Annotated in this window: 17 protein-coding genes and 1 pseudogene; 12 read left to right on the top strand and 6 right to left on the bottom strand. The window is 63.1% G+C overall.

Features of this window, described 5'->3' with window-relative positions; genetic code table 11:
• The first annotated feature begins 7 nt into the window (after positions 1–7).
• From mntR to AC1DYC_RS12400, 5 genes are all read left to right on the top strand, one after another.
• Positions 8–463 carry a manganese-binding transcriptional regulator MntR gene (gene mntR, locus AC1DYC_RS12420; protein WP_181058845.1) on the top strand — a complete coding sequence of 152 codons (456 nt, stop codon included), beginning with the start codon at positions 8–10 and terminating at the stop codon, positions 461–463.
• Between the two features lie 90 nt (positions 464–553).
• Positions 554–742 carry a hypothetical protein gene (locus AC1DYC_RS12415; RefSeq protein ID WP_477406659.1) on the top strand — a complete coding sequence of 63 codons (189 nt, stop codon included), beginning with the start codon at positions 554–556 and terminating at the stop codon, positions 740–742.
• A gap of 300 nt (positions 743–1042) precedes the next feature.
• Positions 1043–1312 (top strand): hypothetical protein, encoded by a 270-nt coding sequence (locus tag AC1DYC_RS12410; protein WP_477406657.1) that lies wholly within the window; start codon positions 1043–1045, stop codon positions 1310–1312.
• A 13-nt stretch (positions 1313–1325) separates the two neighbouring features.
• Positions 1326–1874 (top strand): hypothetical protein, encoded by a 549-nt coding sequence (locus AC1DYC_RS12405; protein WP_477406655.1) that lies wholly within the window; start codon positions 1326–1328, stop codon positions 1872–1874.
• A 30-nt stretch (positions 1875–1904) separates the two neighbouring features.
• The gene (locus AC1DYC_RS12400) at positions 1905–2846 is read left to right on the top strand and encodes an SMP-30/gluconolactonase/LRE family protein (RefSeq protein WP_477406653.1); all 942 of its coding nucleotides are present in this window, start codon (positions 1905–1907) and stop codon (positions 2844–2846) included.
• A 54-nt stretch (positions 2847–2900) separates the two neighbouring features.
• Here AC1DYC_RS12400 and AC1DYC_RS12395 read toward each other — a convergent pair whose 3' ends face one another.
• Positions 2901–4982, bottom strand: coding sequence for a hypothetical protein (locus AC1DYC_RS12395; protein ID WP_477406651.1), 2082 nt, complete (start codon positions 4980–4982; stop codon positions 2901–2903).
• 204 nt (positions 4983–5186) lie between these two features.
• Between AC1DYC_RS12395 and AC1DYC_RS12390 the strand changes: the two genes are divergently transcribed.
• Complete coding sequence (locus AC1DYC_RS12390) at positions 5187–5522, top strand: c-type cytochrome (protein ID WP_477406649.1); 336 nt, start codon at positions 5187–5189, stop codon at positions 5520–5522.
• Here AC1DYC_RS12390 and AC1DYC_RS12385 read toward each other — a convergent pair.
• Positions 5519–5728, bottom strand: a pseudogene (locus tag AC1DYC_RS12385) (IS1 family transposase); the annotation flags it as partial. The gene AC1DYC_RS12390 and the pseudogene AC1DYC_RS12385 sit on opposite strands and share 4 nt — an antisense overlap.
• Positions 5729–6219: 491 nt before the next feature.
• Here AC1DYC_RS12385 and ypfJ point away from each other — a divergent pair.
• The 3 genes from ypfJ to AC1DYC_RS12370 all read left to right on the top strand — a co-directional run bounded on the left by ypfJ (position 6220) and on the right by AC1DYC_RS12370 (position 9511).
• Entirely contained in the window at positions 6220–7152 is a 933-nt protein-coding gene (ypfJ, locus tag AC1DYC_RS12380) for a KPN_02809 family neutral zinc metallopeptidase (RefSeq protein WP_477306166.1), read from the top strand.
• Between the two features lie 176 nt (positions 7153–7328).
• Positions 7329–8594, top strand: coding sequence for a TCR/Tet family MFS transporter (locus AC1DYC_RS12375; protein ID WP_477406647.1), 1266 nt, complete (start codon positions 7329–7331; stop codon positions 8592–8594).
• Positions 8591–9511 (top strand): aldo/keto reductase, encoded by a 921-nt coding sequence (locus AC1DYC_RS12370; protein ID WP_477406645.1) that lies wholly within the window; start codon positions 8591–8593, stop codon positions 9509–9511. Before AC1DYC_RS12375 ends, AC1DYC_RS12370 begins: the two co-directional genes overlap by 4 nt.
• A 3-nt stretch (positions 9512–9514) precedes the next feature.
• On the opposite strand, the gene carA is transcribed toward AC1DYC_RS12370, so the two are convergent.
• Positions 9515–10732 (bottom strand): glutamine-hydrolyzing carbamoyl-phosphate synthase small subunit, encoded by a 1218-nt coding sequence (gene carA / locus AC1DYC_RS12365; RefSeq protein ID WP_477406643.1) that lies wholly within the window; start codon positions 10730–10732, stop codon positions 9515–9517.
• A 258-nt stretch (positions 10733–10990) separates the two neighbouring features.
• Between carA and AC1DYC_RS12360 the strand changes: the two genes are divergently transcribed.
• Together AC1DYC_RS12360 and AC1DYC_RS12355 are read left to right on the top strand one after the other, a co-directional pair.
• Positions 10991–11440, top strand: a complete 450-nt coding sequence (locus AC1DYC_RS12360; protein ID WP_477406641.1) for a GatB/YqeY domain-containing protein — start codon at positions 10991–10993, stop codon at positions 11438–11440.
• A 55-nt stretch (positions 11441–11495) separates the two neighbouring features.
• Positions 11496–12053 (top strand): GNAT family N-acetyltransferase, encoded by a 558-nt coding sequence (locus AC1DYC_RS12355; RefSeq protein WP_477406639.1) that lies wholly within the window; start codon positions 11496–11498, stop codon positions 12051–12053.
• Between the two features lie 15 nt (positions 12054–12068).
• On the opposite strand, the gene AC1DYC_RS12350 is transcribed toward AC1DYC_RS12355, so the two are convergent.
• Positions 12069–12455, bottom strand: coding sequence for a DUF983 domain-containing protein (locus tag AC1DYC_RS12350; RefSeq protein WP_477306178.1), 387 nt, complete (start codon positions 12453–12455; stop codon positions 12069–12071).
• Between the two features lie 134 nt (positions 12456–12589).
• Between AC1DYC_RS12350 and AC1DYC_RS12345 the strand changes: the two genes are divergently transcribed.
• The gene (locus AC1DYC_RS12345) at positions 12590–13966 is read left to right on the top strand and encodes an aminotransferase-like domain-containing protein (protein ID WP_477406637.1); all 1377 of its coding nucleotides are present in this window, start codon (positions 12590–12592) and stop codon (positions 13964–13966) included.
• Positions 13967–13990: 24 nt separating this feature from the next.
• Here the strand turns inward: AC1DYC_RS12345 and AC1DYC_RS12340 are convergent, their stop codons facing one another.
• Together AC1DYC_RS12340 and AC1DYC_RS12335 are read right to left on the bottom strand one after the other, a co-directional pair.
• The gene (locus AC1DYC_RS12340; RefSeq protein WP_477406635.1) at positions 13991–15172 is read right to left on the bottom strand and encodes an MFS transporter; all 1182 of its coding nucleotides are present in this window, start codon (positions 15170–15172) and stop codon (positions 13991–13993) included.
• 131 nt (positions 15173–15303) lie between these two features.
• Complete coding sequence (locus tag AC1DYC_RS12335; RefSeq protein WP_142866937.1) at positions 15304–15513, bottom strand: DUF2061 domain-containing protein; 210 nt, start codon at positions 15511–15513, stop codon at positions 15304–15306.
• Between the last annotated feature and the right edge of the window lie 26 nt (positions 15514–15539).

The raw sequence follows: 15539 nt of genomic DNA, 5'->3' as shown, positions 1-15539 counted from the left end.
ACAGGTATTGGCGCTGAAGCATAAACCGGTTCGACGCGAGGAGCCGCTTCCGGATGCCGATGTCCATTCCGAAGGCTTCCGGCATACGCGCGAAGCGCGCCGCAGCGCGCTGGTCGAGGATTATGTCGAGCTGATCGCCGACCTGATCGAGGACGGCAACGAGGCGCGCCAGGTTGATATCGCGGCGCGGCTGGGCGTCGCCCAGCCGACAGTGGCCAAGATGCTGACCAGGCTGTGCGCCGACGGGCTTGTCTCCCGCAAACCGTATCGCGGCGTGTTCCTGACCGATGCCGGCCGCAAGGTGGCGGAGGAAAGCCGCATCCGCCACCAGACAGTGGAGGCCTTTTTGCGCTCGCTCGGTGTCAGCGCCGAGACGGCGCGCATTGATGCCGAAGGCATCGAGCATCATGTCAGCGCCGAGACGCTCGAAGCCTTCCGCAAGGCGATGATCGCGCCGCGCTAAGGCTCGCCGACCCCGGACCAAAGTCCACCGGAACCTCCGCATCCGACGCACGTTGCTCCTGAGATCGCGTCACGCGACAAGGAGGAAACCATGGGCGTCGACCAGGCACCGACCGCAAAGGGCAAGCAGGCTGCCAAGGGATTGAAGCAGGCGGCCGCGAAGGACGAGCGCAAGACCGAGGCCGAAACCGGCCGGCCGCTAGAGAAGGGCGCCGCGCGTTTCGAGGAGCGCTCCAAGAGTTCGGACGGCAAGAGCGCCGGCGCCAAGCAGAAGAGCTGAAATTTCCAGCAGCTAAACCGGTATCGGCAGGGCGTCGGCGAGCAGTGCTGCGCCCGGCACCAAATGGACGATGGTAGGCTCTCGTCTTGAGCTCGGCCAGCAGGGCGGGCGGCATTGCCCCCGTTGACGCCAACACAGGAGCACTGCCAGGTTGAGCAAGGCAAGGCCGTACAATGTATGCGTGTCGACAAGGCCGCAATCCGTATGCACTCTAAGTTTCCAAATAAATTTGCGTGCTTTCAACATCGTGTCGATACTGTCTTCGATTTCATGCTATAGTTGGTGAAAATGGGGGGAGTAATGAGACAGCATATAGTTTTCGTCGGCAGCATACTGGTATCGATGCTTTTTGGTTTTTCGGCCCGCAGTCAAGAGCCGTCGGAAGAAGATCAGATTGGGAAGATTGCGGCAGAATCGACATGTGCCGCAACCAATTGGCAAGACATGGGTGTTGCCAAGAAAGCTTATTTTCGTGGCATGGCGATGGTGTTTGCGGAAGCCGTATGTCAGCCTGACCGGACTGATGTGAAAGTTGTTGCCGCGGCGCGGAATTCCTGGCACAGGATCTGACAGGAGCGACGCCTTGACTTGGTACGATGCCAAGTTTCAGAGCCTTGGCATGTCGAATGCAACCGATGGAGCCGATACTCTAAGGCACGCCTATGCTCTTTTGATCGGTCTCGGAATGCGAGAATCGTCTGGAAGATATTGTGTCGGCGGGGACCGGAGCGCGGACTTCAGTTCGGCCGACACGGCAGAAGCAGGACTGTTTCAGACATGGTGGGGCGGGCACATACACAGCCAGGCGATGTCGGATTTGTTCTCGAAATCCAAAGCCGACCAGAAAGGATGCCTACTTGATGTTTTCAGCGATCACGTGAGCTGCTCCGCGTGGGATGCGAAGACATGGGGAAGCGGCACCGGGGCCGACTGGCAGAAATTGACCAAATCCTGCCCGGGCTTTGCCACTGAATACGCGGCTGTGCTGCTCAGGACAAGCGGCGGAAAAAAGGGCGAGTTCGGTCCAATACGGACCAGGAAGGCGCAAATCCTGCCGGCATGTGACTCAATGCTTTCACAGATTCAGGCGTTGATAAGAGCCAAGCCGCAGATTTGTGATTCATTGAAATAGCAATCGGGATGCTTCTTGCGAGGGGACGACATGCGGCGGGTCGAAATTTGCGTGGCCGTGCTGGTTCTCGGTCTGACTTCGGCTGCAGCGGAAGAGGTTCTGTTTTCGAGCAGCCGGCTGACTCCAAAAGGCGAATACACCACGGGCATCGAGGGCCCGGCAGTTGATGCGGCCGGAAACCTGTTCGTCGTCAACTATAATCAAAAGGGGACAATCGGCCGGCTGCGCCCTGGCGCCACGCAATCTGAACTTTTCGCCAAGCTTCCTACCGGCAGTATCGGCAACGGCATCCGCTTCGGCCGGGACGGTCGCATGTACGTCGCCGACTACCGCAAGCACAACGTGTTGGTTATCAAGCCCGGCCAAACCAAGGCGGATGTCTATTTTCATTCCAGCGGTTTCAATCAACCGAACGATCTGGCGATTGCTGCCGACGGCACGCTCTATGCCAGCGACCCAAGTTTTGCCCACCGATCCGGGCAGATCTGGCGCATCGAGCGCAAGCCAGACGGAAGTGGCAGCGGTGTGGTCATGTCCAGCGATCGCACCATGGGGACGACCAACGGCATAGATCTCAGCCCCGACGGCAAGACGCTCTACGTCAGTGAATCGCAATCCAGAGAAGTGTGGGCCTATGCGTTGCAGGGCACGAAACTGACGTCGGCGCATCTGGTCAAGAAGTTTGATTCTGGGGAATTGGACGGGCTGCGGACAGATGCCGACGGCAAGATATTTGTCACCCGTCCGACCAAAGGCAGTGTAGCTGAACTTGCGCCCGATGGTACTCTGGTGCGCGAAATCAAACTATCGGCAACAAACCCCACCAATCTGACCTTCGGCGGGCCGGATGGAAAAACCGTCTACGTCACGCAAGCCGATGGCGGCTATATTGAGAGTTTCCTGGTTGACCGTTCCGGCCGTGAACCATGCCTGCAGTCGGACGGTCCGACCTGTGCGACACCCAATCCCTGACGGACTGGCCGGCCCGCCCGCCAGAGATCGGCGTTCAATCGACGCCAATGATTCTCACTCCTCCGTGTCCTGCACCCAACTGCGCGGATGGCCGTCGACGCGGAACTGGAAGATGAAGTAGGGCGGGATGCAGGTGCCCTTGTCGGGCTTGGCTTCTGCCAGATCGTCGTAGCCGGCGGTGCAGATATAGTCCTCGCGGCACGGGTGCGCCTTGTCGCAGGCGCGCAGGCCAGCGGTCTTGGTGAATTCGCTGGTGCAGAATTTGTGGTCCTTGCCGGATGCGATGCAGTCGTTGAAGCCGGTCTTGGCCAGCCGCCCGCAGCTTGCCTCGTCGGGAAGCCTTTCGCAGCTCGCCTTGCGCAGCATGCCGCCGGGAAAGCCGCCGGTCTTCTGCTCGGGATTGTCGTAGCGCTGGCGCGCCGCGCCGTAGCCGGCGAGCTTGATCACCGGTTTCTTGTCGCGCGCCGGATCGATGGCGCAGGCTTTCGCCGTAGCGGGCGACAGGCGGCAATACTGGTCGCTGCCCCATGTCGACATCTTGATCTCGCCGAACTCGACGGGGTCGCCGACCGCGGTGCCCTTTTCGCTGACGCAAGTGCCGAAGCCCGGATGGATGGCGCTCTCATGGACGCCGGCGCAGCGCAGGCCCGCGCCGCAGCTCCAGTCCTTGAAGCTTAGATCCTCGCCGCGATAGCAGATCGAACCCCAGCCATTGTAGAGATCGGTGCCTTTCAGCGCCTCGGCATATTTGGTATCCGGACGGGCGGCGAAACCTTTGGTGAAATCAGGATGGCCGCCGGCGGCGAAGCCTTCGACGATGGCGCGTCGGCGCGGCAGGTCGGCGAAGAACACAGCCGAGCCCGGCACGAAGACGGCGTTGCGGCGCGGCTCGCTGGAAGGGTCGGCGCCGGTATAGTGGAAGCCGGCAATGCCATGCGTCTGGTGGCAGCCGGTGCAGGACATCTCGTTGAGGCGCAGATTGAAGCCGGCCACCGATTTCACGCTGCGCAGCGTGTTGCCCCTGGCGACATAGTCCTGCAGCGCCTTGTCGACATCGGCGTCGTCGAGCAGCCCATAGGCGATGTTGTTCTGCGATCTGGCCATGCCGCCCGGCGCGACCGAGACGGCGCTCGTCGCCAGGAATTTGTCGTCGATCACCAGCCGGCCGCGGTCGAGGTCGTAAATGTTGCGGTCGGTCAGCAGCCATTTGGCGAAGGCCGGCCGGTCGGCCAGCACGATCTTCCTGTCGATCTGGTTCTCCATCTTCGATTCCTGGAAGGTGGACGTCGCCGGATCCCATTTGAAGATTTTCAGGAGATATTCGGCGTGGCCGCCGAAATCGCGCCGGCTTGAGGCCGACAGCCGCAGAACCTGCATGTTGAGTTCGAGCCGCATGATCTGCGATGAATTCAACATGGCGTTCGACAGCGGACCTTCGTCGGAGCGCAGCCACGCCGCCAACTGATCGGGGGCAAGATCTTTCTGGCCGGCGGCCAGCCAGCGCTTGGCCACATCGGCACACGACACGGCGGTGGCGCTTGGACGGTCTCTCGATGCGCGGGCGCGGGCCTCACCAGGCTTGGCATTGAAGACCAGGCTCATGGTCAGCGGCAGGCGCGATGAAATGCGCTGGGCAGTCTTTCCCCCGATTGGCTTTCCCTTCGCCGGCTTCTCCGCCACCGAATAGTGGAAGCGGTAGATCAGCCTGATCTCGCCGCATTCGGTGTGGCCGAGATAGCCGCGGTCCATGCGGTTGACGACGCCGGTCAGGTCGAGCGTCGAGCCGTCATCGTCAATGTATTTCGGGTTGAATTTCTGGCTGGGGTCCTTCGACTTGGCCATAGCGGCGACATAGGGGTCGGGACTGCCGGCCGGTTCGTCGGCGATCTCCTGCTTTACGGCGTTGCGCACCGGGGTCAGCGCACGCACCGAAAACAGGCCGCGATTGTCGACCTCACGCGTGAGGCCGAGCGCCGGGCCGAGCAGGCGGCTGATCGACAGGCCGCCACGCTCGAGCGCCTGCAATGTGTCGGGATCGGTGACGGCGACGCTGGAATCGAGCGTGACGGCGCCAACCGGCCATGAGCCGAGGCACAACAGCACCGCCAGCAACAGAAATCGGCCGATCGTCCGCAAGCCCCTGATACCCCCGTTCGAACCGGATGCTACAGCGCGCAGGCCGCCTCGACCAGAGCGCGAAGCCGCGATGCCGGCGGCGCGAAAAATAGGTAGTGTCTCAGTTTGAAATTCCGACTTCGACCATGGAAGATTCGCTATGCCGCCTCGCCGGGTGTAGGGTGCCTTGTCGTCCGATCTACGGAGCAATTCACGGAGCATAGTATGCGTGGCTTGATCCTTGGCGTGGTTGCCCTCGTGGTCACGTCGTCATCTGCGCAGGCAGCAGGCGACAGCATCGCCGGCCGGACAGTCACGGTGAAATGCCAGTCGTGCCACGGCAAGGATGGCCTCGGCAGAGCTCTGACCGGCGGTGGCGAAGCGCCCAATCTCGCCGGGCAGAAGTACGACTATCTCGTCCACTCGCTGATGGCTTACAAGGCCGGGGAGCGCAAGAGTTATATGATGTCGTTGGTCGTCAAGCACCTGAGCGATGAAGACATTGCCAATGTTGCGGCTTACTATTCCTCGATCAAGATTACCGTCGAAGCTCCGCCTTAGGCCCCTTTTTTGTATGGTCCGCGCGGACCCGGCTTAGGCGCTCCGGCGTCCATCTTCTCGCAAAGATCGTCCATCGACCACAACGTGGCGGATACGCCAGTGAAGCGACGGTTTGTCATCCGCATGGTGAGGTTTGCGCGCTCGATATGCGACGTGCTGACATGCACCGGATCGGGATTGCCTTCAATCCGCGTCTTGGTTGCGCCAGTGCAGACGGCGGGGCTGTAGCGGCGCTCTGGCGAGGTCTTCTTGCCTTCCGGCTCGCCATACTGCTTGATCAGCACCGCATAGTCGATGTCCGCTCCAAAGGCTTCCTCGACCGCATTGAGATAGGCGCGGTGGCCGTCCGTCGTAAGCTGGACGCGATTGGCAAGACGTTCCTTGACGTCGTCCATGAAGGCCGGCGCGTATTCGCCATCACGGCCGCCGACGAGCCAGGAAATGATAGACTTGCTGTCGCTATCCAAGGCGGTCCACGTCCACACGTCGCCAGCGCCGTCAACCGGCTGCTTCATGGCCGAAACGTTCTTCGCCTTCGCGCCGACCAAACGAATTAGGCGTTTCCGCAAATTTCAAACTGAGACACTACCGAAAAATACTGTGACTTGGTGCAACCATTGGGATATTCGTTTGTTGGGTCGGACCGGGCCATACCATCGGCCGGGTCTGCCGGGAATTTGCATCACGGGGAGTTGCCATGCTCTGGAAGGGCCGCCGTCAGAGTGACAATGTCGAGGACGAGCGCAGCGACAGCGGCGGCGGTGGTTTCGGCGGCGGCAGCCCTGGCCAGTTCCGCGTCCCGATCGGCGGCCGCACCGGTGGCGGCGGCAGCATCCTGCTCGTCATCCTCGTGGTGCTGGCCGGATGGTATTTCGGCTTCGATCCATCGCAGATCCTGGGCACAGGCGACAGCGGCGGCGTGCTGCCGGGCGGCGGCGGCCAGATCACCGACAACAGCGGCGGCCAGGACGAGGGTGCCGGTACGCCTGCTTCCGACGAGATGAAGCAGTTCGTGGCGACGGTGCTGGCCGAGACCGAAGAGACCTGGACCGGCATCTTCCAGTCACAGGGCCTGAAGTACGAGGACCCGAAGCTGGTGCTGTTCAGCGGGCAAATCCGCTCGGCCTGCGGCTCCGCCTCGACGGCGGCCGGTCCGTTCTATTGTCCCGGCGACCACAAGGTCTATCTCGACACCACCTTCTTCCAGCAGCTCGACCAGCAGTTCGGCGCCTCGGGCGATTTCGCCCAGGCCTATGTGATCGCGCATGAGGTCGGCCACCATGTGCAGAACCTCACCGGCATCCTGCCCAAGTTCAACCAGATGCGGCAGTCCATGGGCGAGGCCGAGGCCAACCAGATGTCGGTGCGCATCGAGCTACAGGCAGACTGCTTCGCCGGCGTGTGGGCACACTTCACCGCGCAGAAGGGCATTCTGGAACAAGGCGACATCGAAGAGGCGCTGAACGCCGCCAAGCAGATCGGCGACGACACGCTGCAGAAAAAGATGCAGGGCTATGTCGTGCCGGAAAGCTTCAACCACGGTACCTCGCAGCAGCGGCAGACCTGGCTGGCGCGCGGCTACAAGAGCGGCAAGCTGTCGGATTGCAACACGCTGACAGGTCCAATCTGAGGCGCTCGCAAGTTTCAGCCGACAGCGGTTGAAAGCGCATCCGTCGGCGGACCGATTCATCACCGGCAACAGATGTCAGGAGGAGAACGCCTAAGGCGTTCTCCTATTGTTCCAAAGTGACGCCTCGCTTATAACGAGCGCCCGCCCAAGGGCGGTCCCAGGGAGCAGACGCCATCATGATCGACCCCAAAACCGCCAGGCGGGGCCTTGCGCTCGTCTTCACCACCCTGCTGCTCGACATTATCGGCTTCGGCATGATCATGCCGGTGCTGCCCGCCTTTCTCAGGGAATTGAGCGGCGTCGGCATCAGCGAAGCGGCGATCGAGGGCGGCTGGCTGTTCTTCGTCTATGCCGCGATGCAGTTCTTCTTCGCGCCGATCATGGGCGGCTTGAGCGATCGCTTCGGGCGGCGGCCGATCCTGCTTGCTTCCGTGCTCACCTTCTCGATCGACAATCTGATTTGCGCCATCGCCTGGTCCTATCCGATGCTGTTCATCGGCCGCGTGCTGGCCGGCATTTCGGGCGCCAGCTATTCGACGACGTCGGCCTTCATCGCCGATATCTCCAACGACGACAACCGGGCCAAGAATTTCGGCCTGCTCGGAATAGCCTTCGGCGTCGGCTTCGTCATCGGGCCGGTGCTGGGCGGGCTGCTCGGCACGTTCGGGCCGCGCGTGCCGTTCTATTTCGCCGCCGGGCTTGCCTTCGTGAATTTTTTGATCGCGCTGTTCTTCCTGCCGGAAACACTGGAGCAAAAGCACCGCCGCCGCTTCGAATGGAAACGCGCCAACCCGGTCGGAACGCTGCTGCAGATGCGCCAATACAAAGGCATAGGGTGGATCGGGCTGACCTTCTTCCTGATGACGCTCGGCCACATGATGTATCCGGCGGTGTGGTCGTTCGTTTCCAACTATCGCTATGGCTGGAGCGAGCAGCAGATCGGCTTCTCGCTCGGCGCGTTCGGCCTGTGCGGTGCGATCGTCATGGCGACGGTGCTGCCGCGCGTGATCCCAAAACTTGGCGAATGGAGGACGGCGGTCATCGGCCTGACATTCACTGCGGCCAGCGCCTTCGGCTACGCCTTCGCCTCGCAAGGCTGGATGATCTATGCGGTGATCGTCGTCGGCTGCCTGGAAGCGCTGGCCGATCCGCCGCTGAGGAGCCTTGCCGCCGCCAAGGTGCCGCCTTCGGCGCAGGGCGAATTGCAGGGCGCGATGACCTCGATCTTCTCGATCACCTCGATCATCACGCCGCTGCTTTATACCGCGATCTTTTCCTGGTTCACCGGGCCTAATGCGCCGGTCGTCTTCGGTGGCGCGCCCTATCTGCTCGGCGCGTGTTTCCTCACGCTTGCAGTTATCGTCTTTGTGACGAAAGTGGCGCGGCCGGCGGCGGTGAGAAGCGCCGCCACCGGCGTCGCTGAAGACGGAGCACAGGTATGAGCCACGACAGCCGCATAAAGCTGACCAAGGACGGTGTGTCGCTGTCGCGCCTGGTGTTCGGCGCCTGGCGCCTGCTCGACAGTGCCGCCCGCCCGGATGCCGATCAGGTCGCCCGGTTGATCGGCAACGCAGTCGATCTCGGCCTGACCAGCTTCGACCATGCCGACATCTACGGGAATTACGAGGTGGAGGCGGCGTTCGGCGCCGGCTTGTCGCGCTGGAAGGGCAAGCGCGACAGCATCGAACTGATCTCGAAATGCGACATCATGCTGGCATCCGACAACCGGCCGCAAAACCGGCTGAAGCACTATGACACCAGTGCCGGTCACATTACCGCTTCGGTCGACCGCTCGCTAAGCAACCTCGGCACCGATTATCTCGACCTGTTGCTGCTGCATCGGCCCGATCCGCTGATGGATGCCGACGAGACCGCGGCAGCCCTTGCCGGGCTGGTCAACTCCGGCAAGGTGAGGGCGGTCGGCGTTTCCAACTTCACGCCGTCGCAGTTCGATCTGCTGGCCTCGCGGCTGCCGTTTGCGCTGGCCACCAACCAGATCGAAATGTCGGTGCTGAAAACCAACGCGCTGACCGATGGCAGTCTCGATCATGCGCAGCGCCTCGGCTACGCGCCGATGATCTGGTCGCCGCTCGGCGGCGGCTCGCTGTTCACCGGCAAGGAGGGGCGCGAGGCGCGGGTCCGGGCAGCAATCGCGGCCGTGGCGGCGGAATCCGGCGTGGCTGATCTCGCTGCTGTCGCCATCGCCTGGCTGTTGCGCCACCCGGCCCGGCTGGTACCGGTGCTGGGCACGATGAAGCCGGAGCGGCTGGCGGCCATGGTCAAAGCGATCGATATCGTGCTCGACCGCCAGCAATGGTTCGCCATACTGGAGGCCAGCGAAGGCCGGCCAGTGGCGTAAGGCTCAAGCCCGCTCGGCCAGCAGTTCCTCGCCGCGCTTTTCGCGGATCAAATTGACGAAGCGGCGGAACAGATAGTGCGAATCCTGCGGACCGGGCGAGGCCTCGGGGTGGTGCTGGACCGAGAACACCGGACGTCCCGTCAGCGCGATGCCGCAATTGGAACCATCGAACAGCGAGACATGGGTTTCCTCGACGCCCTCGGGCAGGGAGTCGGCATCGACGGCAAAGCCGTGGTTCATCGAGACGATCTCGACCTTGCCGGTGGTGTGATCCTTGACCGGGTGGTTGGCGCCGTGGTGGCCCTGATGCATCTTGGCGGTCTTGCCGCCCAGCGCCAGCGCCAGCATCTGGTGGCCGAGGCAGATGCCGAACACCGGAATGTCGGTCTTGAGCAGGTCCTGGATCACCGGCACGGCATAGTCGCCGGTGGCTTCGGGATCACCCGGGCCATTGGAGAGGAAAATGCCGTCCGGCTGCATGGCGAGGATCTCTTCCGAACCGGTGCTGGCAGGCACCACGGTGACCTTGGCGCCGAGGCCGGAAAGCAGGCGAAGGATGTTGCGCTTAACGCCATAGTCGATAGCGACGACGTGCATCGACGGCTCGGCCTGTTCGCCAAAGCCTTCATTCCAGACCCAGGGCGTTTCGCGCCAGACCGAGGACTGGCCCGAGGTGACTTCCTTGGCGAGGTCGAGCCCGATCAGGCCGGACCAGGCGGCCGCGCGCTGCTTCAGATCGTCGAGGTCGAAAACGCCGTCGGGCGCATGCGCGATGACGGCGTTGGGCATGCCCTTTTCGCGGATCAGCGCGGTCAGCGCACGGGTGTCGATGCCGGAGAGCGCGACGATGCCACGCTTCTTCAGCCATTTGTCGAGCCCGGTGCCGGCGCGGTAGTTGGACGGGTTGGTGACATCGGCCTTGAATACTGCACCGACGGCGCCGGCGCGGGCGACCGGGTTCAAGTCTTCGATGTCCTCGTCATTGGTGCCGATGTTGCCAATATGCGGGAACGTGAAGGTGACGATCTGGCCGGCATAGGACGGGTCGGTGAGGATTTCCTGGTAGCCGGTGAGTGCGGTGTTGAAGCAGACTTCGGCAACGGCGGAACCGGTGGCGCCGAGACCGCGGCCCTCGATGACGGTGCCGTCGGCCAGCACCAGAAGGGCGGTCGGCTTTTCGGTTACCCAAGGCGGGGTCAGTCCGGGCGTCATCTCGGCCATGGCGGCGCTCCTGTCAGGTTGCGCGCTTCGATGGCGGGCCATCGGCGCAGCAAACGGCGCGGCCGATTTCTCGAGCCTGCGCGCATCAATTCATTGTCTTATGCAAGGCCGAGTACATAGGGGAAGGCGCCAGAGCGGTCAATGATGCCGGGCCAAAACGGTGGACATTTGTTTCGTCGAACGATATCAGAGGCTTGGCGCGTTTGCTTTACGAGTTCGCCGCGGTTATTGTCCGCGCCGTTCGAAGGAGAAAGCATCATGCGCGCAAAAATCGCCGAATCCCTGAAGACCGCGATGAAGGCGCAGGACAAGCACCGGCTGCCGACGCTGCGGCTCATCCAGGCCGCCATCCACGACCGCGACATCGCCAATCGCGGCTCGGCCAAGGAGCCGGCCAGCGACGAGGAGATCCTGCAGATCCTGGCCAAGATGGTGAAGCAGCGCGAGGAATCGGCCAAGGCTTTCGAGGACGGCAAGCGGCCGGAACTGGCGGCGCAGGAGCGCGGCGAGATGGAGATCATCCGTGGCTTCCTGCCGACGCAGCTGGACGACGCCGCAGTGACGGCGGCGGCCCGCGAGGCGATCGCAGCCACGGGTGCGGCGAGCCAGAAGGACATGGGCAAGGTGATCGCCGCGCTGAAGCAGAAATATGCCGGCCAGATGGATTTCGGCAAGGCGAGCGGCATCGTCAAAGGCCTGCTGCAGTAGGTATTGTCTCTCGCTACGTCCGGCTTGCGGGCCGGACGCCAAGCCGTCTGTCGTCATGATCGAAATCGTCAAACCCGCGCTCGAACACCTGCCATCCTACAAGGCCGCGCTCGAGCGCGGCTGGTCGCCGGATAATGTGCGGCTCGAAGAGGCAACGCGCGAGCAGCTTGTGGCGATCGAAGAGGATCCGGTGGCGTTCCTCGCAAGCCTCGACGATCCCGAAGCCAAGGGGCCGCCGATCGCTCTGCCCGACGGCACGACAGTGCCGCGGCTGCCCGGCTTCCGGCGCTGGATCTGGGACGGCGAGGCCGCCGGCTCCATCGGCTTTCGCTGGCAGACAGGCACATCGGCGCTGCCGTCGCATGTTCTCGGCCATATCGGCTATGCCGTGGTGCCGTGGAAGCGCGGCCGCGGCTATGCCACCGAAGCGCTGCGGCTGATGCTCCCCGAGGCGAAGGCGGTCGGCTTGTCTTACGTCGAGCTTACCACCGACCTCGACAATCCGGCCTCGCAGAAGGTGGTGCTGGCCAATGGCGGCCGGCTAGTCGGGCCGTTCACCAAGGACGCCGTGTATGGCGGCGCCGAGAGCTTGTTGTTCCGGATCGATTTGTAGCGCGCGGGTCAGGCGCTATTCGCCGGGCTTGGCCAGCCTACCCTCTTCCGCCTTGTGGTAAAACTGGCTTGCCACCAGCCAACCCTTGAGGGGCCGCAGGGGTGGAATGCATGTGGCAAAAACTATGGGCAAAGAAACGAAGACATGGAACCACATGGAGGGTTCAAAGGTCACTTGCGCCCAGACGGCGAACAGCACGGAAGGCACGCAGGCGAAGCAGATCACGAAGAAGGCAGGGCCGTCGGCCGGATCTGCAAAAGAGTAGTCGAGCCCGCAAACCTCGCATTTTGGCGCAAGCGTCAGAAACCCGTTGAACAGCCTGCCTTCTCCGCAGCGGGGGCAACGGCCGCGAATTCCGACTTGCCATGGCACAAGCGGGGGATAGTGCGCGTGATCGTGCATGATGGTCACTCCAACCGACCTCATCAAAGGGCACTCTCATCCGGCCTTGAGGTCCGTGATACATACTAGTATCATGATTGTATGCATACAATGCGACAAAATGTATGGAGCTGAGAAATGAAGGCGGTAGCAGGATGACTGGTGACGGCGAGTTCGGGTGGTTTTCCGCGTTGGGAGATGGCTCCGGGCCGATCTATCTCAGGATCGTCGACGCGCTTGCCGACGCCCGTTCAAGCGGTCGGCTGCAGCCGGGGGACAGATTGCCTGCGCAGCGTGAACTGGCCCGGTTGCTGGGGGTCGATCTGACGACCGTCACGAGAGCGTTCACCGAGGCGCGCCGCCGCAATCTCATCGACGCTGCCGCGGGGCGCGGCACGTTCGTCACGCCGGGGGAAGCCGAGGAACCGATCCTGGATCTGAGCATGAACATCCCGCCTGCGCCTGCGGGCCTCAGCCTGCCGGCATTGATCCGCAGCGGCATAGACGGACTGCTGCGTCGTTCGAGCGCGGAGGCGCTTCTGGCCTACCATCCCGGGCCAGGCTCGCCCGCCGAGCGTGCCGCCGGTTCCGCGTGGCTCTCTGCATCCGGCGACAGGCTGCCGGTCGATCGTGTGGTTGTCGGTTCAGGCGCGCAGGCTTTGCTGGCAGCCGTTCTTCTGTCGCAAACCCGCGAGGGCGACACCGTCGTCACCGATGCGCTGACCTATCCGGGCCTGAAAGCGCTTGCCAGGACGACGAGGCGCGAACTGGCCGGTGTGGGACGTGACGATCAAGGCATGCGGCCGGACTATCTTGAGGACGCGGTGCGGCGGCACGGCGCCCGCGTCCTCTATCTCAATCCGACGATGCACAATCCGTCGGCGCTGGTCATGCCTGAGGGTCGACGCCGCCATCTGGCGCGGGTGGCAGGCAGGCTGGGTCTGACCATCATCGAGGACGATCCGTACAGCCCCCTGGTTGCAGCGTCTCCGCCGTCCTTCCTAAGCCTGGCGCCCGAGCGCACCATCCATATCGCGACGATGGCGAAATGCGTCTCCCCGTTCCTGCGCACCGCGTTTTTGGTGGGGCCGGGCGCCGAGACCATCGAGCCGATAGCTGAAGCAATCCGCGGGACCACGATGATGGCCCCGCCGCTGATGACTGGCCTTGCCTGCGAATGGATACGCAATGGCCTTGCCGTCGAGATCACCACCGCGGTGCGCGTCGAAGCGCAAGCGAGACTGGAGGTGGCGCGCATGATCCTGCCCCGAGGGTTTGCCTCAGCGCCATCCAGCCTGCATCTTTGGTATCCGCTCGACGGGCGGTTGGGTTCTTTGGAACTCGCCGATCTCGCACGGCGGCGAGGATTGGCGCTTAGTCCGGCAGAGGAGTTTTCCGTTATGCCCGATGGCGCCAACGGCGTGCGCCTGGCGCTCGGCGCGGCGGCTAGCCGCGAAAGGCTCGAACAGGGCCTGCGCAGCCTCGTGTCGATCCTTGCGGGCAGCCCAGGACACGCGCCCGCTCCGGTCTGATGCAGCCAATGGCGATCGGTGCTGCTACTCCGCCGCGGCCGGCAGCGGCGGCGCTGCGCGGCTGCGCCCTTCCCAGATGTAGGAGGCCAGCGCCACCGCCACCGCGACCAGCATGGCCGCGGCGCCGACCACCGGCAGGCTGCGATAGCCGTAACCGGCATTCAGCATGGCAGCGCCCAGCGATGCCGCGAGCGCGATGCCGACATTGAAGCCCGAGGGGATGAGCGATGAGGCGAGGTTGGAGGCGTCCGCCGTCCAGGCCAGAATGCGGGTCTGGATCGGCGTGCCGATGGCGAAGTTGAGGCCACCCCAGATGAAAATCGCAACGACCATCGGCACGGGGTAGGGACTGACCGCATAGATCACACCCAGCATCACTGCCTGCAGGGCAAGCATGGTGATCAGCGACGGCATCAGCTTCCAGTCCGACAGCTTGCCGCCGAGGAAGACGCCGATCGTGGCGCCGACTCCGTTGAGCAGCAGCACCCAGGGAATCAGGCTCTCGTCGAGGTGGGTGACCTCGAGCAGTGTCGGGGTGATGTAGGTGAACAGGCCGAACTGGCCGATCATCAGCATCAGCATCAGGATGAGCGAGGTCCAGACCTGCTGACGCACCAGCACACGAACCTCGCTGCCAAGGCTGGTGGACGGGCTCGATGCGCCCGTTTTGCGCGGCAGCAGTGCGGCCATGGCGGCAAACGACACCACACCCAGCGCGCACATCACCCAGAAGGTGGCGCGCCAGCCCCAGAGATTGCCAATCGCGGTGCCGGCCGGCACGCCGATGACATTGGAGACGGTGAGGCCGGAGAGAATGACGGCGACCGCCATGCCGCGCTTGTCCTCGGGGACAAGGCTGACAGCCACCACCATGGCGACGCCGAAATAGGCGCCATGCGCGACGGCAACGGCAATGCGCAGCAGCAGCATCGAGGTAAAGTCGGGCGCCAGCGCGCAGGCGGCCTGCCCGATCGTGAAGGCGACGGTGAGGCCAAGCAGCAGGGTTTTGCGGGAAATGCGCTTGGTGGCGAGCGCCAGCAGTGGTCCGCCAACCGCGATGCCGCCGGCATAGCCGGAGACGAGATAGCCGGAGGTCGGGATCGAAACACCGAGACCATCGGCCACTTGCGGCAATACACCGGCGATGACGAATTCGGTGGTGCCGAAGGCGAAGGCGGCAATGAACAGGGCAATGAGCGGAAGCATGGCGCGGAAGCGATCCTTGAATGAGGTCGCCTCAAATCATGGATGGTGCTTGCCGGCAATGCAGAAATTGTCGACGCCGCTTTAGCTTTTCTTGATCGGGCTCATTCCGATCGGGCGGTCGGCCGCCAAGCCTAAGCGGCATTCTTTCTGCCGTAGGGGATTTTCAGCCACGCCCGCTCATGAAGGTAATACAGCAGGGATTTGGTGACGACCTCGGTGGCGCCGATGGCTGCGGCAAGCTTGATGCTGCCGGTGATGACAAGTGAGATGATCATCGTGTCGATGGTGCCTGTGGCGCGCCAAGACAGCGCCTTGGCAAAGCTGCGCGAATGAGTGTCCATCGATTTTCCTCCCGGTGGCCTGGCCG

This window comes from Mesorhizobium sp. P2_E7, assembly GCF_056403855.1.
This window is presented reverse-complemented; position numbering and strand designations above follow the sequence as displayed.